The organism is Streptomyces sp. NPDC006487, from assembly GCF_042870555.1.
Lineage (GTDB): Bacteria > Actinomycetota > Actinomycetes > Streptomycetales > Streptomycetaceae > Streptomyces.
Genome location: NZ_JBIAHN010000009.1, coordinates 175,033 through 200,353 on the forward strand (window position 1 = coordinate 175,033; position 25,321 = coordinate 200,353).

The 25,321-nt window shown below is 70.8% G+C and carries 11 protein-coding genes; 10 read left to right on the forward strand and 1 reads right to left on the reverse strand.

Annotation, left to right across the window (positions count from 1 at the left end):
* The first annotated feature begins 99 nt into the window (after positions 1 to 99).
* The gene (locus ACFYM0_RS17460) at positions 100 to 1,233 is read left to right on the forward strand and encodes an IS630 family transposase (RefSeq protein WP_388501992.1); all 1,134 of its coding nucleotides are present in this window, start codon (positions 100 to 102) and stop codon (positions 1,231 to 1,233) included.
* A gap of 884 nt (positions 1,234 to 2,117) precedes the next feature.
* Positions 2,118 to 3,704, forward strand: a complete 1,587-nt coding sequence (locus ACFYM0_RS17465; RefSeq protein WP_388501996.1) for an NnrS multi-domain protein — start codon at positions 2,118 to 2,120, stop codon at positions 3,702 to 3,704.
* Positions 3,705 to 3,800: 96 nt separating this feature from the next.
* Here ACFYM0_RS17465 and ACFYM0_RS17470 read toward each other — a convergent pair whose 3' ends face one another.
* Positions 3,801 to 4,748, reverse strand: coding sequence for a methionyl-tRNA formyltransferase (locus ACFYM0_RS17470; protein WP_388501999.1), 948 nt, complete (start codon positions 4,746 to 4,748; stop codon positions 3,801 to 3,803).
* A gap of 260 nt (positions 4,749 to 5,008) precedes the next feature.
* Here ACFYM0_RS17470 and ACFYM0_RS17475 point away from each other — a divergent pair, with 260 nt between their 5' ends.
* The 8 genes from ACFYM0_RS17475 to ACFYM0_RS17510 all read left to right on the forward strand — a co-directional run bounded on the left by ACFYM0_RS17475 (position 5,009) and on the right by ACFYM0_RS17510 (position 25,271).
* Positions 5,009 to 6,376 carry a lysine N(6)-hydroxylase/L-ornithine N(5)-oxygenase family protein gene (locus tag ACFYM0_RS17475; RefSeq protein WP_388502002.1) on the forward strand — a complete coding sequence of 456 codons (1,368 nt, stop codon included), beginning with the start codon at positions 5,009 to 5,011 and terminating at the stop codon, positions 6,374 to 6,376.
* Positions 6,377 to 6,473: 97 nt separating this feature from the next.
* Positions 6,474 to 7,562: a FecCD family ABC transporter permease gene (locus ACFYM0_RS17480; RefSeq protein WP_388502005.1), complete on the forward strand. Its 1,089-nt coding sequence runs from the start codon at positions 6,474 to 6,476 to the stop codon at positions 7,560 to 7,562.
* Positions 7,559 to 8,656 (forward strand): FecCD family ABC transporter permease, encoded by a 1,098-nt coding sequence (locus ACFYM0_RS17485; protein WP_388502008.1) that lies wholly within the window; start codon positions 7,559 to 7,561, stop codon positions 8,654 to 8,656. Before ACFYM0_RS17480 ends, ACFYM0_RS17485 begins: the two co-directional genes overlap by 4 nt.
* Before the next feature lie 40 nt (positions 8,657 to 8,696).
* On the forward strand, positions 8,697 to 9,542 hold the full coding sequence (locus ACFYM0_RS17490; RefSeq protein ID WP_388502010.1) for an ABC transporter ATP-binding protein: 846 nt from the start codon (positions 8,697 to 8,699) through the stop codon (positions 9,540 to 9,542).
* A 107-nt stretch (positions 9,543 to 9,649) separates the two neighbouring features.
* Complete coding sequence (locus ACFYM0_RS17495; protein ID WP_388502012.1) at positions 9,650 to 10,717, forward strand: iron-siderophore ABC transporter substrate-binding protein; 1,068 nt, start codon at positions 9,650 to 9,652, stop codon at positions 10,715 to 10,717.
* Positions 10,718 to 10,719: 2 nt separating this feature from the next.
* Complete coding sequence (locus ACFYM0_RS17500; RefSeq protein ID WP_388502014.1) at positions 10,720 to 12,507, forward strand: ABC transporter ATP-binding protein; 1,788 nt, start codon at positions 10,720 to 10,722, stop codon at positions 12,505 to 12,507.
* A 58-nt stretch (positions 12,508 to 12,565) separates the two neighbouring features.
* On the forward strand, positions 12,566 to 23,581 hold the full coding sequence (locus tag ACFYM0_RS17505) for an amino acid adenylation domain-containing protein (RefSeq protein WP_388502017.1): 11,016 nt from the start codon (positions 12,566 to 12,568) through the stop codon (positions 23,579 to 23,581).
* Positions 23,568 to 25,271, forward strand: a complete 1,704-nt coding sequence (locus tag ACFYM0_RS17510) for an ABC transporter ATP-binding protein (RefSeq protein WP_388502020.1) — start codon at positions 23,568 to 23,570, stop codon at positions 25,269 to 25,271. The genes ACFYM0_RS17505 and ACFYM0_RS17510 overlap by 14 nt, the downstream gene beginning before the upstream one ends.
* Positions 25,272 to 25,321: the final 50 nt, after the last annotated feature.

Genomic DNA, 25,321 nt, shown 5'->3' on the forward strand with positions numbered 1-25,321 from the left:
GACCGTCATGACCACTCTAGTACCAGGCAAACGTTCGCCCCGTCGTGACGTGTCGCCCGGTTGCTGTGCTGGGCGGCACGGACGGCCAGAATGATCGACGTGGCTGAACGCGTACAGGTTCGGGAGATTGATGATGACGAGGGCAGGCGGTTGCTGCGGATCATCCGCAGAGGAACCGGGTCGGTAGTGACCTGGCGGCGGGCCCAGATGGTGCTCCTGTCCGCCCAGGGAATGCCGGTGGCGAAGGTCGCCGAGGTGACGTTCACCAGCACGGACCGGGTCCGGGATGTGATCCACAACTTCAACGCCGACGGATTCGCCTCGCTCTACCCGAAGTACCAGGGCGGCCGGCCCACGACGTTCACCCTCCCGGAGCGCCGGGAGATGAAGAAGACCGCGAAGTCCAAGCCGGCCAAGCACGGCCTGCCGTTCTCGACCTGGAGCCTGGCCAAACTGGCCGACTTCCTGGTCGCCGAGGGGGTGGTCGACGACATCAGCCACGAGGGCCTGCGCATCCTGCTCCGCGAGGAAGGCGTCTCCTTTCAACGCGTGAAGACCTGGAAGACCTCCCACGACCCCGACTACGCCACGAAGAAGGCCCGCGTCGAGCACCTCTACGCGATCGCCGACGGCGAGGTCATACCCGAGGAGAACGAACCCGAAGTCGTCTTCTGCATGGACGAGTTCGGGCCGCTCAACCTCCAGCCCCATCCAGGTCGGCAGTGGACCGAACGCGGCGGCAAGCACAAGGACCCCGACCGCGACCCCCGACCACGCAGACGGGCCACCTACACCCGCCCACACGGGGTCCGTCACCTGTTCGCCGCCTACGACCTGCGCAAAGACCAGCTCTATGGACACATCAAGAAGACCAAGAACAGATCGAAGTTCCTGGAGTTCTGCCGCTACCTGCGCTCGCTGCACCCACAGGACGTGCGGATCGCGATCGTCTGCGACAACTACTCTCCGCACCTGACGACGAAGCGGTGCCAGCGGGTCGGGACATGGGCCGAGGCGAACAACGTCGAGATCGCCTACACCCCGACCAACAGCTCCTGGCTCAACCGCATCGAAGCCCAGTTCACCGCCCTGCGCTACTTCGCCCTCGACGGCACCGACCACCCCTCCCACAAGGCCCAGGGCAGCATGATCCGCCGCTACATCATCTGGCGGAACAAACACGCCCAGGACAAGCGCCTACGCGACGTCGTCGCCAGAGTCAGCATCGCCTGACCTCCTACCGCACCCCCAGTCAGGCACCGAAGTGCGGATGAGGGCAGACCTCCAACCCCTCGCCTGGACGATCGCTCCAGCCCCACCACAGGTGGCGATCCCCGCACTGCCACACGCTTCGGCAGACACGCTTCCCGTCGTCATCCCGCCGTGAGAGGACCATCGCAGTGCAGGTCATCGCCTGGTCACAGGACGGGCAACAGGGTGCCGTGCTATTTGATTCCACCGCATGAAGGTAATCCCTCTCCTCAGAGGACCGCCCGCAGCCTTCAATCCCTCGCCAACAGGGCGAACGTTGCCTGATGCGGCACTAGGTCGCGTGACCGAGCCTGGTACCTGAATCTGCACCAGGCCTGGAGCCGTCCCGCCGGAGTGTCGCGAGCCGAACCCCTCAGTGCCCCGCCTGCGATGCGCTTCCCGCGTGGCGGTGGGGGTCCTTCTCACCCGGGTCAGGGGTGGCAAACAGCGTCAGCGTGCTGCTCATACCGCCCACTCCGCACGTAACGCACACAGGCAGCCTGTCCGATTTGCGCAATCTAGGCCTCTGACCTGCGGTTTTCTTTAACCTGTTTTGGTTAGACCTTATTTCGATGACCCACCAAGTGGAGAACGCGGTGATCCCGGAGCTCGTCGTGAAGGCCGCTGAGCCGCAGGGTGGGGCCGTCCGGCGCGTGCCCGAGATGATCCTGACTGCCTGTCGGTGAGGAAGGGCCGCTTTCCGGGTGGGGCCCATCCTTGTTGGGGAGACGGCCTTGTACGTGTGCTGGATGGTGTGGTCCAGTGCCGGTCAGTTCCGCCCGTGAGGATGGATTCCTTTCGGCATGACGTCACGTCGTAGGCCGCTGTACGTTCTCCTTCCGGTGGAGGGGAGAACGATGCCGGGGATGCGTTATGACCAACGGGTAATGGTGTTGGTGGAAGTACGGGGCGGGCAGCGTGACTGGGACGAGGCGGAGCGGGCCTTCGGGGAGCGGGGATGGCAGGTCGCCTCCGCGTCAGTGCGGGGTGAGGGGCCGTCCCGGGGGGTGCTGCGGGCCGATGCTCTGGCGCGGTTGTACTGCGTCGAGGTGCGGTTCTTCGGGGCTCTCAACCGGCGAACCGGGCAGGCGGCTGCATGGCAAGTGGAGCGGTTGGCCCGGGTGACGGGGCTGGAGATGTACGCCAGGCGCTGCGAGCCGCTGGACCGGGACAGGGAACAACTGACCTCTTGGTGGGTGCACACCGTCGACCACCGGCCGCCCCCGGTGCCAGTTCCGCGGCCGCTGAGGCTGGCGGCAAGGACGCGCCGGGTGGCGCTGCTGTCTCGGGCGCGCTTCACGGAGCGGCGCGGGCACCACGACAATGGCGTTGTGGTGACGGGGACGGCGTCGGAGGCGCGGCGGATCTCCCGCATGGACTTGCCCGAAGGTTCCGTCCACGGGCCCGGTACGGATGTGAGGCCGTTCTCCGGCCGGGTCCGCAGCCACATCGTGCCGCGCCGGGATGATGATCTCCACCGCAGGACGAACCGGTTCCTCGCCTGGCTGCTCGCGATGGCCTTCTGTGCGGTCATGTCGCGGCAGCAGAGTGGCGTGCGGACGTGGGTATGGGCCGGCACCGCCGTCCTGTGTTTTCTGATGGGAGCCCGGTTGGCGCGCGTCATGTTCGCGTCCGGAGGGCGTAAGGGAAGCCTCCTCCTGGGGACGGGAGCGGCGGGGTGGATCCTTGCGGCGGCCCTGGGTATGGACGGGGGGAGCAGCAGCGGCTGGACCCCGGTGCAGATGTTGGTTGCGGTCGCCGTCATGGTGACGGTGGGAGGCATCTGGCTCCTGGTGCGCCGATGGAGGTGGGGAGAGTGGATCGCCTGCGTTGCGCCTCTGGCATTCGCGCTCGTCGTGTCCCTTGTGGTGTCCTCCGGATCGGTTCTGCACGCGATCTATGCGGACAGCCTTGACCTGCAGCCTGAAGATCTCGACGTGCCGGCGATCTGGCAGGCCGTCTCGGTGGCCAAGCTGTTGAGTCTCTTGAGCTTTGCCCTCTTCGTTCCTGCCCTGTGGGGCATTGCGAAGCATGTGCACGCGCCGTTCGTCAGCCCCGTCGACCGGATGGCCGTGCCGGTGTTCGTCATCGCCCAGCTGGCGGTGCTGGCGTGGTGCATGGCGGATGTGGTGGAGTCGGTGGACGACGCCGGCAAAGCCCTGCGTGCGGCGGCGGCGCGGAAAGCGGAACTACCTTCCTACTTCGGGGTGCAGCCCGAATGGACGTGCGTCGAGCCGACGGTCCTCGCGGCGAAGCTCAGCACGCGGGGTGGTGTCCTGCACCCCGAGCGCCCGTACGTGTCGTTCGGGGAGGCTGGGGGGACGGTTTCGCTGTGGGACGAGCCTGCGGGCAAGGCAGTGCAGATGCCGGCCGAGCAGGTTCGGCTCGTTCCGGTGTCTGACGGCGAGACGAGATGCACCTTTTCCTACGCCAGCCTCCCGAAGGCTGACTGACCTGTCCCCGGCGCTCCCGGTCCAAGTCCTGGTCGCGCGAGGCCGGCCCGCCCGGGGACCGTCCGGGGCGGGCCGGGGTTCAGGGGGGTTGCTCGGTTACGGGCGGGTCGTGAGGTAGCCGCCCATGGACTTGAAGTACTGCGTCGCCGGGAGTTCCTCGCCGGATTCCGTGCGGACGGACGTGATGGCCAGGCCGTGGTTGTGGCCCGTGTGGGCGGTCGGGCCGGCGACGATGACGACGCCTTCGCCCTCGCGGTAGAAGATGCGGCCCGGGGTGCCGCCGTAGCGGCCCTCGGAGACCACGGCCGTGAGGATCTCCAGGCGCTTGCCCTTGTGGAAGGTGAAGGCGGCCGGGTACGGGGCCGACTGGGCGCGGACCAGGCGTTCCAGGGTTTCGGCGGGCCAGGACCAGTCGATCCGGATGTCCTCCTCGGCCCTCTTGTGGAAGAACGTGGCCTGGGTGCGGTCCTGCTTGGTGAAGTCGGTCCGGCCGGAGGCGATCAGATCCAGGGCGGCGATCGTGACCGGGGCGATCAGGTCGACCGTCTTGTGGAACAGGTCCGTGGTCGTGTCCGTGGGGCCGACGGGGATCGAGCGCTGCATGACGATGTCGCCGGCGTCGAGCACCTCGTCCATCATGTGCGCCGTGACGCCGACTTCGGGCTCGCCGTTGATGAGGGCCCAGATGAGGGGGGAGAAGCCCGCGTACTTAGGGAGGAGGGAGTCGTGGATGTTGAGCGTGCCGTGCCGGGGGAGCGTGTAGATGCGCGGCGGGATCCAGGTGCGCCAGTTGTTCGCGACGAGGATGTCCGCGTCGGCTTCCTTGAGCTGCTGGAAGAGTTCCTCGTCGTCGGGGCGGTTGCGGATCACGACCGGGACGCCGTGCTCCTCGGCGAGGTCGGCGACCGAGTCGCTCCAGATCTTCTCGTAGGCGTGCTCGCTCTTGGGGTGGGTCACAACCATCACGACGTCGTGCTCGGAGTCCAGGAGCGCCTTCAGGGTGCGGTGGCCCCAGGTCTGATAACCGAACATGACGACCCGCATCGGGGTTCCTCCTCAGAAGAGCGAATGAGCAAAGGTAAGTAAAGCAAGGCTTACCTAACGGCGCAACAACCCCGATTCTGGGCTTGATTGACCCAAGTGTGGGTGATTTGGGTTGTTTGTCTGGTCGACAGGTCGTTCAGATCAGGTTAGCTTTACCTAAGTTCCACTCGGCTGCCGGTCACCGGTGCGCCTGGACGCCCCCTTTCCCCCACCCTGACACGACGCCTGGCAGGCGGCTGTCCCGCACCAATGGGAGTGACATGTCACAGGCTCTTCCTGGCGACGCACCACTGATCCACGACCTGATCGGTATCGGCTTCGGGCCGTCGAACGTCGCCATGGCGATCGCGCTCAGCGAGCACAACGTGCGCGTCGGAAGGCAAGAGGCGGTCACCGCCCACTTCTTCGAGCAGCAGCCCCGCTTCGGGTGGCACCGCGGCATGCTCATCGACGACGCGACGATGCAAGTGTCCTTCATGAAGGACCTGGTGACGCTCCGGAACCCGACCAGCGAATACAGCTTCCTCTGCTACCTGCAGGAGAAGGGCCGGCTGATCGACTTCGTCAACCACAAGAACCTGTTCCCGCTCCGGGTCGAGTTCCACGACTACCTCGAGTGGGCCGCCGCCAAGGTCGACGACATGGTCTCGTACGGCCACCAGGTCGTCTCCGTCGAGCCCGTGGTGCGCGACGGCGTCGTGGAGTACCTCGACGTGACGGCGCGCTCCGGCGACGAGGTCGTCGTCCACCGTGCCCGCAACCTCGTCATCTCCACCGGGCTGCGCCCGGTCATGCCGGAGGGCGTCGAGCGGACCGACCACGTCTGGCACAACACCGACCTGCTGAAGAAGATCGACGGCCTGGAGGGCACCGAGCCCACCCGCTTCATCGTGGTCGGCGCCGGCCAGAGCGCGGCCGAGAACGTGGCCTACCTGCACCGCCGCTTCCCGCAGGCCGAGGTCTGCGCCGTCTTCTCCCGCTACGGCTACAGCCCGGCGGACGACAGCAGCTTCGCCAACCGCATCTTCGACCCCCAGGCGGTCGACGAGTACTTCACCGCCCCGGAGGACGTGAAGCAGCGGCTGATGGGCTACCACGGCAACACCAACTACTCCGTGGTCGACATCGACCTCATCGACGACCTGTACCGGCAGTCGTACCAGGAGAAGGTGCTCGGCACCGAGCGGCTCCGCTTCCTGAACGTCTCGCGCCTGACGGGTGTCGAGGAGTCGGCCGACGGGGTCCGCGCCAGCATCAAGTCCCTCGTCACCGGCGAGGAGAGCGTGCTCGACGCCGACGTCGTGGTGTGCGCCACCGGCTACCAGCAGGCCGACGGCCTGGGGCTGCTCGGCGAGGTCGCGGACCGCTGCCACCGCGACGAGCAGGGCCGGGTCCGCGTCGAGCGCGACTACCGGGTGGCGACCGACCTCGAAGTGAGCTGCGGCATCTACCTCCAGGGCGGAACCGAGCACACGCACGGCATCACCTCCTCCCTGCTGTCCAACACCGCGGTACGGGTCGGGGAGATACTCGACTCGATCCTCGACCGGAACCTCAAGTCCGTTCCCGACCAGGCGCGCCCGGTCGCCGGCGGAGCGGGTGGCGGAGCCCGCCAGCCGGCCGTCTGACCGGCCCCGCTCAGCCGCTGCCGTGCCTCCCGGGCGTTCTCGCGCCCGAGGCACGGCAGTAGTGTGCAACCAGTTGTCCCATACATAAGGAACGTCCGTGCCCACTGGTACTCGCCGCCCTGCCGGCGGCCCGCCGACGGTCGAACGCCCGGCGCCTTCCCGGGTCGTCGCGCAGGTCCGGCGGCGGCGGATCGTGGGTCTGGGTGTCATCCTCGTGGTCCTCGTGCTCGCGGCCGTGGTGTCGCTCGCGGTCGGCGCGCGGGCGCTGAGCCCCGCCGAGGCGTGGCACGGGCTCTTCGCAGGTCCGGACCCCGACCAGAAGCTCTCCGAAGCCAGGCTCATCATGCGGACCGTACGGGTGCCCCGTACGGTCCTCGCGATCGTGGCGGGCATCGCCCTGGGCGTCGGCGGAGCGCTGATCCAGGGGTACACGCGCAACCCCATCGCGGACACCGGCCTGCTCGGGGTGAACACCGGCGCTTCGTTCGCCGTGGTGTCGGCGATCGCCCTGCTCGGGTTCACCGACCCGTTCCAGTACGTCTGGTTCGCCTTCCTCGGGGCCGCGCTCGCCGGCGTCGTGGTGTTCGGGCTGTCGAGCATCGGCCGGGGCGCAGGCAATCCGCTGACGCTGGCTCTGGCCGGGCAGGGGGTCACGGTGTTCCTGATGGCGATGACGACGGCGGTCGCGCTGTCGGACAAGGCGGCGCTGAACGCCCTGCGGTTCTGGAACGCCGGGTCGGTGGCCGGTGTCGGCTTCGACGTCATCTGGCCGGTGACCGCCTTCATCGTGGTCGGGCTGGTGCTGGCGCTGGCCACCCTGCCGTCGGTCAACCTGCTGAACCTGGGCGATGACGTGGCACGGGGACTGGGCGTGAACATCACGCTGATCCGGACCGTCGGCATCGTCGCCATCACGCTGCTGGCGGGCGCGGCCACGGCGGCGTGCGGGCCCATCGCCTTCCTCGGGCTGATGGTCGCGCACGTGGCCCGCCATCTGGCCGGGCCCGATTACCGCTGGCTGGTGCCGTACGCGGGTCTGCTCGGCGCGGTCGTCCTTCTGGTCTGCGACATCGTGGGACGCGTCGTGGTGCGGCCGGGAGAGCTGGACGCGGGCATCCTCGTCGCTCTCCTCGGCGCCCCCTTCTTCGCGGTCCTGGTGTGGCGGGGAAAGTTCAAGAGCGCATGAACGTGACAGTGGTGAAGTCCGGCGAGGAGTCCGCCGAGAAGCCCGGGAGGAAGCCCTCGGTGGCGCCGGGCGTGCGGCTCGGCGGCATGTCGTTCGTCTGGCGGCCCCGGATCGTCCTGGTCACGCTGTTGCTGGCGGCGGCGGCCTTCCTGGTGTTCTGCCTGTCCATCGCCGTGGGGGACTTCCCCCTCGGCCTGTCGCAGGTGGTGGCCACCCTCTTCGGCGGCGGCGAGCAGGTCGACCAGTTCGTGATCATGGACCTGCGCATGCCGCGGGCCCTGGCCGGGCTCGTCGTGGGCGTCGCGCTGGGGATGTCCGGGGCGATCACCCAGTCCATCGCCCGCAATCCGCTGGCCAGTCCGGACATCCTCGGGATCACCGGAGGCGCCAGCGCGGTCGCGGTGTGCCTGGTGACGGTGTCGGGCGGGGCCACGGCCGCGGTCGTCAGCTCCGTGGGGCTGTCCGGGGCGGCGCTCGCGGGAGGCCTCTGCACGGGGCTGCTGGTCTACTTCATGGCGTGGCGGCGCGGGGTCGACGGCTTCCGGCTCATCCTCATCGGCCTCTCCGTGAGTGCCGTGATGGAGGCGATCACGACCTGGCTGCTGGTCACCGCCGACATCAGGGACGTGGCGCGGGCCCAGGCGTGGCTGGTCGGCTCCCTGGACAACCGGTCGTGGGACGAGGTGGGGGTGGCCCTGTGGGGCACGCTCGTCCTCGCGGCGGTCGTGGCGTGCGTGGCCTTCCAGTTCAAGCCGCTGCACTTCGGTGACGACGTGGCCGCCGGCCTCGGCGTCCGGTACGCGCTGGTACGGGCGGTCCTGCTGCTGTGCGCCGTGCTCCTGGCCGGCTTCGCGGTGAGCGCGGCGGGACCCGTCCCGTTCGTCGCCATGGTGGCGCCGCAGGTGGCGATGCGTCTGACGAAGTCCCCGACACCGCCGTTGGTGGCCTCCGCCGTGGTGGGGGCGGTGCTGCTGATCGGCTCGGACCTGGTCGCCCGTACGGCGCTGCCGATCGCCCTGCCCGTCGGCGTGGTCACCGCGGCGATCGGCGGACCCTTCCTCATCTATCTCCTGGTGCGGGCGAACCGCCGCTAGGTGATAGAAAGGTTAGGCAAGCCTAAATAGAGGGGGAGCCGTGGTCGCTCAGTTCATCACCGAGGTCGAGTCCGGGGCGGATGGCGTTCCGCGGCTGGCGGCCAGGGGCGTCACGGTCGGGTACGGCGAGCGGACCGTCATCGACGCGCTCGACGTGTCCATCCCGCCGGGGGTGGTGACCACGATCATCGGCCCCAACGGGTGCGGCAAGTCCACCCTGTTGCGGACGCTGTCGCGGCTGCTCAAGCCGACCAGCGGCTCCGTCGTGCTCGACGGCGAGGACATCGCCCGGCTGCGGACCAGGGACGTGGCCAAGAAGCTCGGCCTGCTGCCCCAGGCGCCCGTCGCGCCGGAAGGCCTGACCGTGGCCGACCTGGTCGCCCGGGGCCGGCATCCACACCAGAGCTGGCTGCGCCAGTGGTCCTCGGACGACGCCTCCGTCGTGGAACGCGCGCTGGCCATGACCGGGGTGGCCGACCTGGCCGACCGTCCCGTCGACGCGCTCTCCGGCGGCCAGCGTCAACGCGTGTGGATATCGATGACCCTCGCTCAGGGCACCGATCTGCTGCTGCTCGACGAGCCCACGACCTATCTGGACCTGGCGCACGCCATCGACGTGCTCGACCTGGTCGACGATCTCCACGAGTCGGGATGCACCGTGGTCATGGTGCTGCACGACCTCAACCTGGCCGCGCGCTACAGCGACAACCTGATCGTGATGAAGGCCGGTCAGGTCCTGGCGCAGGGTCATCCGCGCGAGGTGCTGACCGCCGAGCTGCTGCACGAGGCATTCGGCCTGCGCGCCATGGTGATTGACGATCCGGTGGGTGACCGGCCCCTCGTCGTGCCGATCGGGCGGACCCACGTCCAGAGTGCGGGCAGCTGAAACCAGAGCGTTATCACTTAGGCTAGGCTTACCTCACTTCACCGGGGTACGGTTTGCCTGCCCTAAGTGGGGCCGCAGTGGACAGTACGAAAGCAAGGGATCCCGCAATGCTCCTCGACCGAACGACACGTAACAGGCCCTGGCTGAAGCTGGCGGCGACCGTGTCCGCAGCGGCCCTCGGCGTAGGCGTCCTTGCCGGCTGCGGCTCCGAGAAGGCCGACACCAACGGCAAGGACAAGAAGGAAGACACCGCCAAGTCTCCTGCCGCCAACGGTGTGTTCCCGGTCACCGTCGAGCACTTCTTCGGCTCCACCGAGGTCAAGAAGGCCCCTCAGCGGGTCGTCACCGTCGGCTACACCGATGACCAGAACGTCCTCGCGTTCGGCATCAAGCCGGTCGGCATGGTCGACCAGTACCCGAACCCGGCCGGTCAGAGCCCCGACATCAACACCCAGTGGCCGTGGGTGAAGGACAAGTGGGGCGAGACCAAGCCCGAGGTCATCATGAACAACGGTGACGCCGGCCCCAACTTCGAGAAGATCGCGGCCCTGCGTCCCGACCTGATCATCGCGGTCTACTCCGAGGTCGACCAGGCCGCCTACGACAAGCTGTCGAAGATCGCCCCGACGGTCGGCCGCACCAAGGCCGAGAAGGAGCCCTTCAGCGCCAAGTGGCAGGACAACGCCCTCCAGATCGCCAAGGCGGTCGGCAAGGAGACCGAGGGCAAGGCGATGGTCCAGGGCATCCAGGACAAGCTCGCCACGGTCAAGAAGGCGCACCCCGAGTTCGCCACCCAGACGGCCGTCGCGGTCTCCTGGTACAAGGACGCGGTCAACCCCTTCACCACCACCGACGTGCGCGGCCAGCTCCTGACCGGCATGGGCTTCAAGGGCCAGACCGAGCTCGACAAGATCTCGGACGGCAAGTTCTCCTTCGCGCTCTCCCCCGAGCGCATGGACCTCATCGACGTCGACCGCGTCTTCGTCGTCAACGACAAGGCCGACACGGACGCGCTGAAGAAGTTCGACCTCTTCGCCAACCTCAAGGTCACCAAGGCCAACAAGGTGTCCTACCTGCTGGACAGCGAGGGCCCGGCGGCCGGCGCGGCCATGTCCCAGGCCACCCTGCCCGCCCTGCCGTTCGCGATCGACGAGCTCGTCAAGTCGGTCGGCTAGGTGTGAGCACCACGGAAACTCGGGTCGCCCCGGCAACCCTGCGTACGACGACCGGACGTGAAGCAGCCCGGTGGGTGGCGGCCAACTGCCGCACGATGCCCTGGCTGACGTCCGGCGCCGTACTCAGCACGGTCGCCGGGGCGGCTCTCCAGATGCTCCCCGTACTGCTGCTCGGCCGGGTGGTCGACGGAGTGACGGGGGGCGAACCGCGTTCGGTCCTGATCACGATCGGGGCGTGGATGGTGGCCGCCGCGCTGCTCGGCGCGGCGGCCACCGCCCTGTCCGCCTACCTGATCGGGCGGCTCGGCGCCGACCTGCTCGCGCACCTGCGCGAAGGCGCCGTACGGGCCGTACTGGGCATGCCCAGTGCCCGGGTCGAGCAGGTGGGCCGCGGAGACGTGCTCTCCCGGGTCGGCGACGACGTCGCCGTCCTGTCCAAGGGCATCCGCTCGGCCATCCCCACGGTGTTCTCCGCGGGGGTCCTGGTGGCCATCGCCACGATCGGCATGTTCGGCCTCGACTGGCGGCTCGGCCTGGCCGGCGCCTGTGCGCTGCCCGCCTACGCGCTGGCCCTGCGCTGGTACCTGCCCCGGTCCGCCCCGCTCTACCGCAAGCGCGCGGTGGCCCAGGCCGAGCGCGCGCAGGCCCTGATCAGCGGGCTCAACGGCATCGAGACGGTACGGGCGCACCGGCTGGAGGAGGCCTTCCGCGAGAAGGTCTCCCAGGATTCGCGGCGGGTGCGGGACCTCGGCATCGAGGTGTTCCACTTCTTCGGCCGCTTCGTCGGCAGGGAGAACCGCGCGGAGTTCATCGGCCTGGTCCTGATCCTCGTGGTGGGCTACGCCCTGCTGGAGACCGGCTCCGCCACCCTCGGCGAAGTGGCCGCGGCGCCGCTGGTGTTCCACCGCCTGTTCACCCCGCTGGGCGCGATCATGTTCACCTTCGACGAGGCCCAGAAGTCGGGCGCGAGCCTGACCCGGCTCGTCGGGGTGCTGGCGGAACCCACGCAGGACCGGCTGGTGGGTGACCGGGCCGCCGCGCCGGCGGACGAGGAGCCGTACCCGGTGACGGTGAAGGGGCTGACGTTCCGTTACCCCGGAGCCGACGAGCCGGTCCTGAGCGACGTCAGCCTGACGATCCCGGCGGGCGGCTCGCTGGCCCTGGTGGGCGCGACGGGCGCCGGCAAGACGACCCTGGCCGCGCTCATCGCCGGCATCGGGACCCCGGAGGCCGGTTCGGTGCGGATCGGTTCGACCGACCTCGCCGATCTGGACGAGGCCGCGGCGAGGGCACTGGTGAGCATCCTGACCCAGGAGACGCACGTGTTCTCCGGGCCGCTCGCCGACGACCTGCGACTGGCCGCGCCGGAGGCGACCGACGCCGAACTGCTGGCCGCGCTGGGCACCGTAGGGGCGGCCGAGTGGGTCGATGCGCTGCCCGAAGGCCTGGACACCGCGGTCGGTGAGGGCGGTGCGCGCCTGGACGGCACCAAGGTCGCCCAGGTCGCCCTGGCCCGGCTGGTGTTGGGCCGGGCACCCGTGGTCGTGCTCGACGAGTCGACCGCGGAGGCGGGCAGTGAGGGCGCCGCCGAGCTGGAACGGGCCGTACTGGCCGCCTGCTCCGGGCGGACCACGCTGTTCGTGGCGCACCGGCTGACCCAGGCGGTGGCTGCCGACCGGATCGCCGTGCTGGATGCGGGACGCGTCGTGGAGCAGGGCACGCACGAGGAGTTGGTGGCCCTGGGCGGCCGCTACGCGCGACTCTGGCGGGCCTGGAGAGACGCTAGTTAGGTCACCCTAATTTAGGTTAGGCTAGCCTTCGTACCTTGGAAGGGTGTTGAGTCTTCAAATGATGGAACCGAGCGCTCGTCTCGTGCTGATCTCTCCTACGCGCCTGGCAGACGTGCGCCGGCGTACCGGCGGATACTCCGACCGGACCATCGCCGAGGCCTGTGCCATCGGACTGTCGTACTGGGCGACGGGCGAGAGCCCCGACGGAATCGACCTCGCCCCCGGCACGCTCTTCGCGGACGTCCTCGGCTGGGTCGACAACGGGGGCGGCGCGCCCAGCGGTTGGGAGACCGGCGAGGCCGCCCCGGACGGCTGGGCCATCGCGGTCCCCGGGAGCGTCCCGCGGACCGACGCCCAGCTCGCGCTGGACGACCTGGCGGACTTCCCCGACCGGCCCCTCGGCACCATCAGCCCGTCCGGCGTGGCGGAGCGCCTCGTCTCCCTCGCCGAGTGGAACGACAACGCGGCGGACCGGGTCCGGCCGACCATCGTGGAGATGTTCCGCGAGCAGGCCCGGCTCCGGCCGGACGCGGTCGCCATCATCGACGAACACCGCTCGCTGACCTACCGCCAGGCGGCGGAGCTGTCCGCGCAGCTGGCCCACCACCTGATCGGCCGCGGACTCGGCTCCGAGCAGGTCGTGGGCATCTCGCTGGGCCGCTCCGCCGACATGGTCATCGGCCTGCTCGGCGTGCTCCAGGCCGGCTGCGCGTTCGTCCCGCTCGACCCGCAGTGGCCCGCCGCGCGCCGCGCCGTCGTCATCGACGACGCGCGCGTCGTCCTGCAGCTGAGCGGCTCCGGCGAGCACGATCCCGCGGAACCGGCCGCCGCGGTCGTCGACCTCGACGACTGGCGCTACGCCGACCAGCCGACCGAGGGCACCGGAATCACCGCGCACGGCAACTCCCTCGCCTACGTGATCTTCACGTCCGGTTCCACCGGCCGCCCCAAGGGCGCGATGATCCGGCACGAGGCGATCAGCGAGCGCCTGCTGTGGCAGGTCGACGAGATCCTGGGCTTCGGCCACGACGACGCCTCGCTGTTCAAGGCGCCGCTCTCCTTCGACATATCCATCAACGAGATCTTCCTCCCGCTGGTCTGCGGCGGCCGGCTCGTGGTCCTGCGGCCCGGCGGCGAACGCGACCCGCACCACCTGCTCGCCGTGATCGCCGAACACCGCGTCACCTTCACCTACCTCGTCTCCTCCATGCTGGACGTCCTGCTGGAGATAGCCGGCGACTCCGACCGCCTCGACAGCATGCGCCACGTGTGGTGCGGCGGCGAGGTGCTCACCCCCGAGCTCTACGAGCGGTTCCGCACCCGGCTCGACATCCCGATGTACCACGGCTACGGACCGGCCGAGACGACCATCGGCGTCTCCCACGTCATCTACCGCGGCGAGGCGGAACGCCTGTCGACCTCGATCGGCAAGGCCAACCCCAACACCCAGCTGTACGTCCTCGACGACGAGCTGCGTCCCGTCCCGGTCGGCGTCGGCGGCGAGCTCTACGTCGGCGGCTTCCTCCTGGGCCGCGGCTACGTAGGCGCACCCGGACTGACCGCGTCCCGGTTCGTGGCGAACCCCTTCGCCGCCGACGGCTCCCGCCTCTACCGCACCGGTGACCTCGCCCGGTTCGCGCCCGACGGTTCGCTGGACTTCCTCGGCCGGGCCGACAACCAGATCAAGATCCGCGGCATGCGCCTCGAGCTGGAGGACGTGGAGGTCGGCCTCGCGGAGCACCCCGCGGTACGGCACACCTGCGTCATCGCGAAGAAGAACAGCGCGGGCGGCACCTACCTCGTGGGGTACGTGATCCCCGCCGCCGGCAGCGAACAGCTGAGGGCCGACGAGGTCAGGGCCTGGGCCACCGAGCACATGGTCGAGTACATGGTGCCCGCCCACATCGTCGTCATGACCGAGTTCCCGCTCACCGCGAACGGCAAGCTCGACCGGCGGGCCCTGCCCGAACCCGAGGTCGTGAGCGGGACGTTCGTCCGGCCCTCCACGGACGAGGAGCGCGCCGTGTGCGCGGCCGTCGCCTCCGTGCTGCGGCTGGAGGAAGTCGGTGTCGACCAGGACTTCTTCCAGCTCGGCGGAGACAGCATCCTCGCCATCTCGCTGCTGAGCGCCCTGCGCGCGGCGGGCCTCTACGTCACCGCGGGCCAGATCTTCGCCAACAGCGTCCTGGGCGCCCTGGCGGCCGTGGCCGGCCGCGAGGACGCGGCCCGGGTCGACCACGCCGACGTGGCGACCGGTCCCGTACCGGGATCGCCCATCGTGCAGTGGCTCGGCCGGACCACCGACACCATCGACGGCTTCGTCCAGGCGGTCGTACTGAACACCCCGGCGGACCTCACCGCCGACGCCCTCGGCCCCGTCCTCGACTCCGTCGTCACCCGGCACGACATGCTGCGCGCCCGGCTCGTCCGCGGGGACCGCTGGAGCTTCGACATCCCTGAGGCCGACGGAACCACCGCCGACTGGCAGGAGAGCGACGGGCCGCTCGAGGCGTGCGTGGCCCTCGCCACCGCGGGACTGGACCCGGACAACGGCGTGATGCTGCGGGCCGTGTGGCGCCGCGAAGCCCGCCAACTGGTCCTCGTCGCCCACCACGTGGTCGTCGACGGCGTGTCCTGGCGGGTCCTGATGGAGGACCTGGCCACGGCATGGCGCCAGTTCACCGCCGGCGAGGAGATCGAACTCCCCGCGGTCGGCACCTCGTTCCGCCGCTGGACCCAGCTCCTGGAAACCGCCGACTTCGACGCCGACCGCGCCCACTACGAGCGCCCCCTGCCCGGCCCCGACGCACCGCTCGGCAGGCGGGCCCCGTCGCAGGCCGACACGGTCGAGCGGGAGCGCAGCCGCGTCTTCACCGTGGGCTCCGAGGCCACGGCCGCACTGCTGGGAGAGATCCCCGCGAAGTTCCACGCGGGCGTCAACGACGTCCTGCTGACGGCGCTGGCCGTCACCCTCGCCCGCTGGCGGCGCGGCCGCGGCCAGGAGCAGACCTTCGCGCACATCGAGCTGGAGGGCCACGGCCGCGAAGGACGCCACGTGGCGGGCGCCGCCGGCATCGAGCCCGAACTGTCGCGGACCGTCGGCTGGTTCACGACCCTGTTCCCGGTGACCGTGGACCCCGGTACGACCGGCGACTTCACCGACCCCCGGTACCTCGCCGCCGCACTCAAGGCGGTCAAGGAAGACCTCGCCCGCGTACCGAGCAACGGCGTCTCCTACGGCGCCCTGCGCTACCTGGCCGACGCCGCCTTCACCGCGCCGGCGCCCCAGGTCCTCTTCAACTACCTCGGCCGCTTCGACGCGGGCGCGGCGGGGGACTGGCAGCTCTCCGGCACCACCGGGCAGCTCGGCGAGAAGCGCGACCCGAGGATGCGCCTGCCGCGCGCCCTGGAGTTCAACGCGATCGCCGAACCCTCCGTCACCGGCGAGTACGAACTCGTCACCACCCTCTCCTGGCCCGACGGGATGTTCACCGACGAGGACATCGAGGCGATCGGCGGATACTTCCAGGCGGCCCTCACCGCCCTGGCCGCGCTCGAAGAAGGCGGCCACTCGCCCAGCGACTTCCCGCTGGTGCGGCTCACCCAGGCCGACGTCGACGCCCTGGACGGACCCGAGCTGCGCGCCGTCCTGCCGCTCACCCCGCTGCAGGAAGGCCTGTACTTCCACTCGGTCTTCGACGACGACTCCGCGGGCAGCTACGTCGAACAGCAGCTGCTGACGCTGGAGGGCGAGCTCGCCCCCGACCGCCTCCGGGCCGCGGCCACCCGGCTGCTCACCCTGTACCCGAACCTGGCCGCGCGGTTCACGGCCCTCGCCGACGGCCGCGTCGTCTCCGTACTGGAAACCGGCGCCGAGGCACCCTTCACCACCCTCGACCGGCCCGGCATCACCGACGGGGAGCTGCACGACCACGCCGAGCGGGACCGCCGCGCCGGATTCGACCTGGCCACCGGCCCGCTGATGCGGTTCACCCTGGTCCGCGACCCGGAATCCGGCCGCAACGTCCTGGTGCAGACCGTCCACCACATCATCGCCGACGGCTGGTCGGTGCCCCCGATGCTGCGCGCGCTGCTCGCCGAGTACCACGCTCCGGGGAGCACCTACCCGCTGAGCGGTTTCCCCGACTACGTCGGCTGGCTCGCGGAACGCGACGCCGACGAGAGCGACCGCGTGTGGGGCGCCGAACTCGCCGGGCTGCCCGGCCCCTCGCTGGTGGCCAGGGAGCACACCCCCTCCGACCGGTTCGCCGACACCTCCGTCGAGCCGGCCCTGGACGTCGACGCCGCCGTCCGTTCCGCGGGCGTACCGCTGAGCGTGGCCGTGCACAGCGCCTGGGCGGTGACCCTGGGCGGGATCCTGCACTCCGACGACGTGGTCTTCGGCTCCACCGTCTCCGGCCGCGACGCGGACGTCCCCGGTATCGAGGACATGGTCGGCCTGTTCATCAACACCGTCCCGCTGCGCGCGCGGTGGGCCGCCGCCACCACGGCGCGCGAACTGCTCACCTCGGTGCGCGAGCACCAGGGCGCGGTCCTGCCGCACCAGCACGTCTCGCTGGCACGGATCGGCCGCCTGGCCGGCGTCGGCTCCCTCTTCGACACCCTCGTGGTGTTCGACGTGGCCACCGACGTGGCCGCCCTGCGCCGCACCGGCGACACCCTCGCCGTCACCGGTCTCGTCAACGAGGGAGCCCCGCACTACCCGCTGACCCTGGTCGTGGAACGGGCCCTCGACGGGCGCCCCCGCTTCAACCTGATCTACGACGGGGAACTGCTCCGCGAGAGCAGCGCCCGGGACATCCTGAACCGGTTCACGCACACCCTCACCGGCCTGCTCACCCGGCCGGACGCCCCGGTCGGCGAGCTCGCCCCCGAGGGAAGCCGGACCCCCGCACGGATCGCCCCGACCACCCTCGGCGAACTCTTCGACGCCGCGGCGGACCGGGACCCGGCGGCCACCGCCGTCACCCAGTGCGCGCTCGACGGCACCACCCGCTCGCTGACCTACGGCGAACTCGCCGACGCCAAGAACGAACTGGCCGCCGCCCTGCGCGCGGCCGGGGTCCGGCCGGGCCGGCGCGTCGCCGTGGCCGTCCCGCGCACCATCGAGCAGGTCGTCGCCCTGGTCGCGATCGTCAGCGCGGGCGGCGCGTACGTACCGCTCGACATGGCCTACCCCGACGAGCGGCTGGAGTACGTCCTCGCGGACGCCGCCCCGCAGGCCGTCCTCGTGGATCCCGGTCAGCGCGAACGCTTCACGGCGCTGCTGGAGCGGGCCGGAGTCGCCGCACGCGTCCTCGTACAGGGCGACGAACCGGCGCGGACGGATGCCGGCCCCGCCCGGACCGGGGAGACCGGGGAGACCGGGGAGACCGGGGCGGCTTCGGCCGACGAGGTCAGCTGGCACGACCCCGCCTACGTGATCTACACCTCCGGCTCCACCGGCAAGCCCAAGGGTGTCGTCGTCCCGCACTCCAGCGTGGTGGCCCTGCTCGCCAACACCCAGCCCGACATGGACTTCGGCCCCGACGACGTCTGGGTCCAGTTCCACTCCTACTCCTTCGACTTCGCGGTCTGGGAGCTGTGGGGCGCCCTGGCGCACGGCGGCGAGCTGCTCGTGCCCGACTACGGGCTGACCCGCTCCCCGGTCGACTTCCACCGGCTGGTCCGCGAGCGCGGGGTGACCGTGCTGAACCAGACGCCCTCGGCCTTCTACCAGTTCGTCGAGGCCGACCGGCACGCCGCCGAAGAGCTCCCCGCCCTGCGCCGCGTCATCTTCGGCGGCGAGGCACTGGACCTCGGGCGGCTGCGCGGCTGGATCGAACGGCACGGCGCCGCCTCGCCCGAGCTCGTCAACATGTACGGGATCACCGAGACCACCGTCCACGTGACCCACCGGGTGCTGACCGAAGAGGACTTCGCCTTCGGCGACGACGTCAGCCCCATCGGCGGACCCATTCCGGGCCTGGTCACCCACCTGCTCGACGACCGGCTCCGGCCGGTGCCGCCGGGGCAGGTGGGCGCCATCTACGTGACCGGCGACCAGGTCTCCCTCGGCTACCTCGGGCGGCCGGGCCTCACCGCGGGCCGGTTCGTCGCGAACCCGTTCGCGAGCGACGGCTCCCGGATGTACCACACGGGCGACCTGGCCGTCCGCACCCTCGACGGGGAGCTGGAGTTCACCGGCCGCGCCGACGACCAGGTCCAGCTCAAGGGCTTCCGCATCGAGCTCGGCGAGGTCGAGTCCGCGCTGCGGGACCTCGACGGGGTGGTCGACGTGGCCGTCACCGTGGCCGACAGCGGCGACCACCTGGTCGCGCACGTCGTGGGCCGGGTACCCGGAGAACTCTCCGCCCTCCTCGCCGAGAAGCTGCCCGTGCACATGGTGCCGGGCCGGGTCCTGCCCGTGGACGCCCTGCCGCTGACCGTCAACGGCAAGCTGGACCGCAAGGCCCTGATCGCGCGGGCCGTGCAGGACGACACCCCGGCCACCGGCGGCCGCGCCGACGGTCCGGTCAACGGGTCCGCCGCCTCCGGCACGGACTCCGTCCTCGCCTCGCTGGTCGGCATCTTCGCCGACACCCTGTCCCACCCGGCCGCTGACGGCGACACCGACTTCTTCGGAGCCGGCGGCGACAGCATCGTCGCCATCACCGTGGTCAACCGCGCCCGGGCGCTCGGCCTGCCGATCGCACCCCGCGACGTGTTCCTCCTGAAGACGCCGCGCGCCCTCACGGAGCTCCTGGCCACGCGTGCGCCGCAGACCGGGGCCACCGCCGCGGCCCCCGCGCGCCGTGAGGACGGCCCGCTGGCGCCCACGCCGATCATCCTGCGCCAGCGCGAACTGGGCGGTTCCCTCGCCCGGTTCGCCCAGGCCAGGACCGTGGACGTGGCCGAAGGCACCGCCTTCGCCGACATCGAGCGCGCGGCGAACGCCGTGCTGGCCGCCCACCCGGCCCTTCGGATGCGCCTGAACACCGAGCACGGCGTGTGGACCCTGCGCACCGAACCCGCCCGCGAGGCGACCGTCGTCCGCGCGGACACGGCCGATGCCACAGCCGCCGCGAACGAGGCCGCCGGACGGCTCGACCCCGAGACCGGGGAGGTCACCGCCTTCACCTGGCTCGCGGCGACCGGCACCCTGGTGGTCACCGTGCACCACATCGCGGTCGACTCGGTGTCCTGGCTGATCCTGCTGGACGACCTGGCCGCCGCCCTGCGCGGGGAGACCCTCGCACCGGCGACCACTTCCTACGCCGAGTACGCCGACGCGCTGACCCTGCGGTCCGCCGCCGGCGCCGACGACCTCGGGCACTGGGCCGAAACCCTCCGGGCGCCCGCGCTGCTCCCCGCGTCCGGCACGTCCGGCACGTCCGGCACGCTGCGCGACACCACCGTGGTCCTCGGTCCCGAGGCCAGCGACCGGGTGACGCGCACCGCCCCCGCCGCGCTCGGCGTCGCCCTCACCGAGCTGCTGTGCGGCGCCCTGCGCACCGCCCTGACGCGGATCCAGCCGGCGCCCACCGATCTCGCGATCGAGCTGGAGCGGCACGGCCGGGTGTCCGTACTGGAGCACCACGACTACACCCGTACGGTCGGCTGGTTCACCGCCATCGCGCCCGTCCGGCTCACCGCGCACACCGACCCCGTCGCGGCGGCCCGCGAGCTCGCCGAGCGGCAGCCCGACGAGTCCGGGCACCTCGCCTACGGACGGCTGCGCTACCTCAACCCGCAGACGGCCCCGCTGCTGACGGCCCGCCCGCAGGTGCTCTTCAACTACCTCGGCCGGGGCAGCGAGTCCCAGGCACTGCACATCACCGGCGGTGACCAGGGCAGTCCGTACGCCGTCGAGGTCAACGCCTGGACCGACGCGGCCACCGGCAGCCTGCACGCGGCCTTCACCCTCGCCGAGGAGATCCCCGACGAGATCACGGCGCACTGGCTGCACGCCCTGGAAACCCTCGCGGAGGCCTCCGTGACGGCCGAGCGCACGGCTCCGGTCACCGCGCTCCAGCGGGGCCTGTTCTTCCAGGCCCAGCTGGCCGGCACGGCCGGACACTACGTCGCGCAGAGCTACTTCGCCCTCGACCACCGCCTCGACACCGAGGCACTGACCGAGGCCATGGCCGTGGTCATGGCCCGGCACCCGGTCGTCGGCGCCGGTTTCACCACCGACGACGACGGCAACCCGGTCCAGATCCTCAAGGCGGGCCGCCGCGTCGGCGTCCACACGGTCGAGCTGTCGACCGAGGAGGACGTCGAAGCCCTGCGCGTCCGCGACCGCAACACCGGCTTCGACCCGGCCGAGCCGCCGCTGATCCGGCTGACCGTGATCCGGCTGCCCGACGGCCGCGACGGCCTGCTCCTCAGCTACCACCTGCTGCTGTGGGACGGCTGGTCCCGCGCGATCGTGCTCCGGGACCTGTTCGAGGCCTACCGGGCCGTGCTCGCCGGCGAGAAGCCGTCCCGGACCCCGGCCGTGCCGGGCTTCGAGGAGCACGCCCGCGCGCTCGCCGCCAAGGACCCGGCCCTCTCGGAGCGGTTCTGGGCCGAGCACCTGACCGGGCTCTCCGGCCCGACGCTGCTCGCCGGACCGGCGCCGGCCCTCTCGGACGAGCTGCCGCCCGCGCTCCTGCACACCCTGACCGCCGAACAGTCTCAGCTGCTGCGGGAGACGGCCAGGGCGCACGGAGTCACCCTCAACTCGGTCCTCACCGGCGCCTTCGGCCTGCTTCTCGGCGCCCACACCGGCCGCAGCGACGCCGTGTTCGGCGTGACCGTCTCCGGCCGCGAGGGCGAGGGCCTGTCCGACATCGTCGGCGTGCTGCTCAACACCGTGCCCATGTGGACGCGGGCCAGGCCCGCGGACACGGTCGGGGAGTACCTGGCCTCCGTACAGGCGGCCCGGGTCGAGGCGATGGAGCACGAGCACCTGGGGCTCGGCGAGATCCAGCGGGCCAGCGGCCACGACACCCTCTTCGACAACCTGTTCGTCCTCCAGAACTTCCTGGACCTGGACGGGCTCGCAGAGATGAACGCCCGCCACGGCATCACGGAGGTGAAGTCGGACGACTCCACGCACTACCCGTTCACCTGGGTCGTGACGCCCGGAGACCGGCTCACCGTCAAGCTGGAGCACCGCCACGGCGACTCCGACAGCGCCCGTCGCCTCCTCGAGGACTACGTCGGCCTGCTCCGGGACCTCGCCCGGTCCACCGGACCGGTGGGCGCGCTGCCCGGCCTCGGACCGGTGCCCGCCCCCACCGACCGCACGGACATCGGCACCGACACCGTGGTGGACCGCTTCGACCTGGCGGCGGACCGCGCACCCGAGCGGGTCGCGCTCGTCGCACACGGCCGGAGCATGACCTTCGGTGAACTCCGTGACCGCAGCCGCCTGCTGGCGGGCGTGCTCGCCGGGCGCGGCATCGGCCCGGAGAAGACGGTGGGCCTGGCGATCCCGCGCACGCCGGAATGGATCGTCGCGCTGTTCGCCGTGCTGCGCACCGGAGCCGCGTACGTACCGCTGGAGCTGGACCACCCGGACGAGCGGATCGCGACCATCGTCGCGGACGCCCGGCCCGAGGTGATCCTCACCGTCAGCGCCGTCGCACCCCGGCTGACCGGAGACCTGATCGAGCTGGACCGGCCCCTTCCGGAGGCCGAGCCGCTCGTGACGTTCGCGCCGCAGGACCCGGACCGGCTGCGGTACCCGGCGTACACGATCTACACCTCCGGTTCCACCGGCAAGCCCAAGGGCGTCGTGACCGAGTACGCCGGACTCACCAACATGCTGATCAACCACCAGCGCCGCATCTTCGAACCGGTGCTGGCGGAACACGGCAACCGGATCTTCAAGATCGCGCACACCGTGTCCTTCGCCTTCGACATGTCGTGGGAGGAGCTCCTGTGGCTCGCCGACGGCCACGAGGTGCACATCTGCGACGAGGAACTGCGCCGCGACGCACCCGCCCTGGTCGACTACTGCCGCGAGCACGGGATCGACGTCATCAACGTGACCCCGACCTACGCGCAGCAGCTGGCGGCCGAAGGCCTGCTCGACAACCCGGACCGGCGCCCCGCGCTGGTGCTCCTGGGCGGCGAGGCGGTCACCCCGACCCTGTGGCAGCGGCTCGCCGAGACCGAGGGCACGGTCGGCTACAACCTGTACGGGCCGACCGAGTACACCATCAACACCCTGGGCGTCGGCACCTTCGAGTGCCAGGACCCGGTGGTGGGCGTGGCCATCGACAACACCGAGGTGTTCGTCCTGGACCCGTGGCTGCGACCGCTGCCGGACGGGGTACCCGGTGAGCTCTACGTCTCCGGCATAGGCATCGCCCGCGGCTACCTGGGCCAGCCGGCCCAGACGGCGCACCGGTTCGTGGCCTCTCCGTTCGGTGCGCCCGGAGAGCGCATGTACCGTACCGGCGACCTGGTGGTCCGCCGGCCGGACGGGAACATGATGTACCTCGGCCGCACCGATCAGCAGGTCAAGATCCGGGGCCACCGCGTCGAACTGGGCGAGGTGGAGGCGGCGTTCGCCGCGCACCAGGCGGTACGGTTCACCGCCGCGGTCGCCCAGCCCGACCCGCAGGTCGACGGCGCCCACCGGCTGGCCGCGTACCTCGTGCTGGCGGACGGATCCGACCTGGCGGCGGTCGCCGCCGAGGTGGGCGCCGGGCTGCCCGACTACCTGCGCCCGACGCACTACGCTCAGGTCGAAGCCATCCCGCTCACGGTGAACGGGAAGGCCGACACCAAGGCCCTGCCGGAACCCAAGCCGCTGGGCGCGCTGACCACTTCGGGCGAGCGCGGCCCGGAGACCGATACCGAGGTCCTGGTCTGCGAGTTCTTCGCCGAAGCACTGGACCTGGACGACGACGAGGTGAGCGCCGTGAGCGACTTCGCCTCCCTCGGAGGACATTCCATGCTGGCCGTACGCCTGGTCGGACTCCTGCGCCGTGAATTCGGCCCGACGATCACCATCCGTGACCTGCTCACCCTGCGAACCCCCGAAGCGATTGCCCGGCACCTTGATGACAACTCCTGACGTCCAGACATCCCGCCGCGCGGGATCCGACATCCTCCGGACCGCCGTACGGCGCAACCGCGGCGCCATGGTCTGGGGCACCGTCCTCATGGGCCTGTACCAGGCGGGCGAGACGGCCTTCCCGATCGCGCTCGGCCTGATCGTCGACCACACGATGCGCGGGCGGAGCCTCGGGGCGCTCGCCCTCTCGATCGCCGCGCTGGCCGTGATCATCACGACCGTGTCGCTGTCGTGGCGGTTCGGGATGCGCATCCTGCAGAAGGCCAACACGACCGAGGCGCACCACTGGAGGGTGGCGGTCGCGTCCTGCGGCCTCCAGCCGGTGGCCCGGGACGTGGACCTCAAGTCCGGCGAGGTGCTCACCATCGCCACCGAGGACGCCGACCAGACCGCCGACATCGTCGAGGTCGTGCCGATGCTGATCAGCTCCTCGGTCGCGGTGCTGGTCGCGGCGGTCGCGCTGAGCCTGGCGGACCTGCGCCTCGGCCTGCTGGTCATGATCGGAACGGCCCTGATCCTGTCGACCCTCAGCGTGATGTCGAAGCGGATCGGCAGCAGCACCCAGGAGCAGCAGGCCCGGGTGGCACGGGCGGGGGCGAAGGTCGCCGACCTGATCACCGGCCTGCGCCCGCTGCACGGCTTCGGCGGCAACCACGCGGCCTTCCGGTCCTACCGGAAGGTCAGCACGGAGGCGAAGGAACAGGCGATCACGGTCGCCAAGGTGAACGGCGCCTACACGGGCACCGCGCTGGCCCTGAACTCGACCCTCGCCGCCGCGGTGACCCTGACCGCCGGCTGGCTGGCCTTCGACGGGCAGATCAGCATCGGCGAGCTCGTCATGGCCGTGGGCCTGGCGCAGTTCATCATGGAACCGCTCAGGCTGTTCTCGGACATGCCCAAGTACGTGATGATGGCGCGCGCTTCGGCGGAGCGGATGGCCCTGGTGCTGTCCGCCCCGCCGGTGGCGGCCCCGGGGACGGCCCGCCCGGCACCGGGCGGGGACCTGGAGATCGACTGCGTCCGGTACGAATCCCTCCAGGGCCTGAAGTTCCGCGTCCCGGCGGGCCAGTTCACGGCGATCGCGGTCTACCAGCCGCGCGCGGCGGCGGAGCTCGCCTCGATCCTGGCCGTGAACGTGCCGCCGGCCGCGTACGGCGGAACGGTGCGGCTCGGCGGGCAGGACCTCGCGGAACTGTCGGTCGAGGCGGTCCGCGAGCTCATGCTGGTGAACCCGTACGACGGGGAGATCTTCGCGGGAACCCTCCGCACGAACATCGACCCGTCGGGCACCAGCCGGACGGTGCCCGAAGCCGTCGAGGCGTCCATGCTGACCGATGTCGTCGCCCTGCACCGGCAGGGACTCGACTACGAGGTCCGCGACCGCGGTTCGAACCTCTCCGGCGGGCAGCGCCAGCGGCTCTCGCTGGCCCGGGCGCTGGCCGCGGACTCCGACGTGCTCGTGCTGCGCGACCCGACCACGGCCGTGGACGCGGTCACCGAGCAGCTCGTCGCACGCAAGATCGCGGAGCTGCGCCGGGGCCGTACCACCGTGGTCATCACCAGCAGCCCGGCCCTGCTGGACGCCGCCGACCGGGTCCTCGTCCTGGACGACGGGGTCGTCACGGCCGAAGGGACGCACCGTCACCTGCTGGCCAGCGACCCGGCGTACTGCGCGGCGGTCACGCGGTGACCTCGTAGGACGGTGAACGCGAGCCGCTGAACAGACAGAAGAAGGGGCCC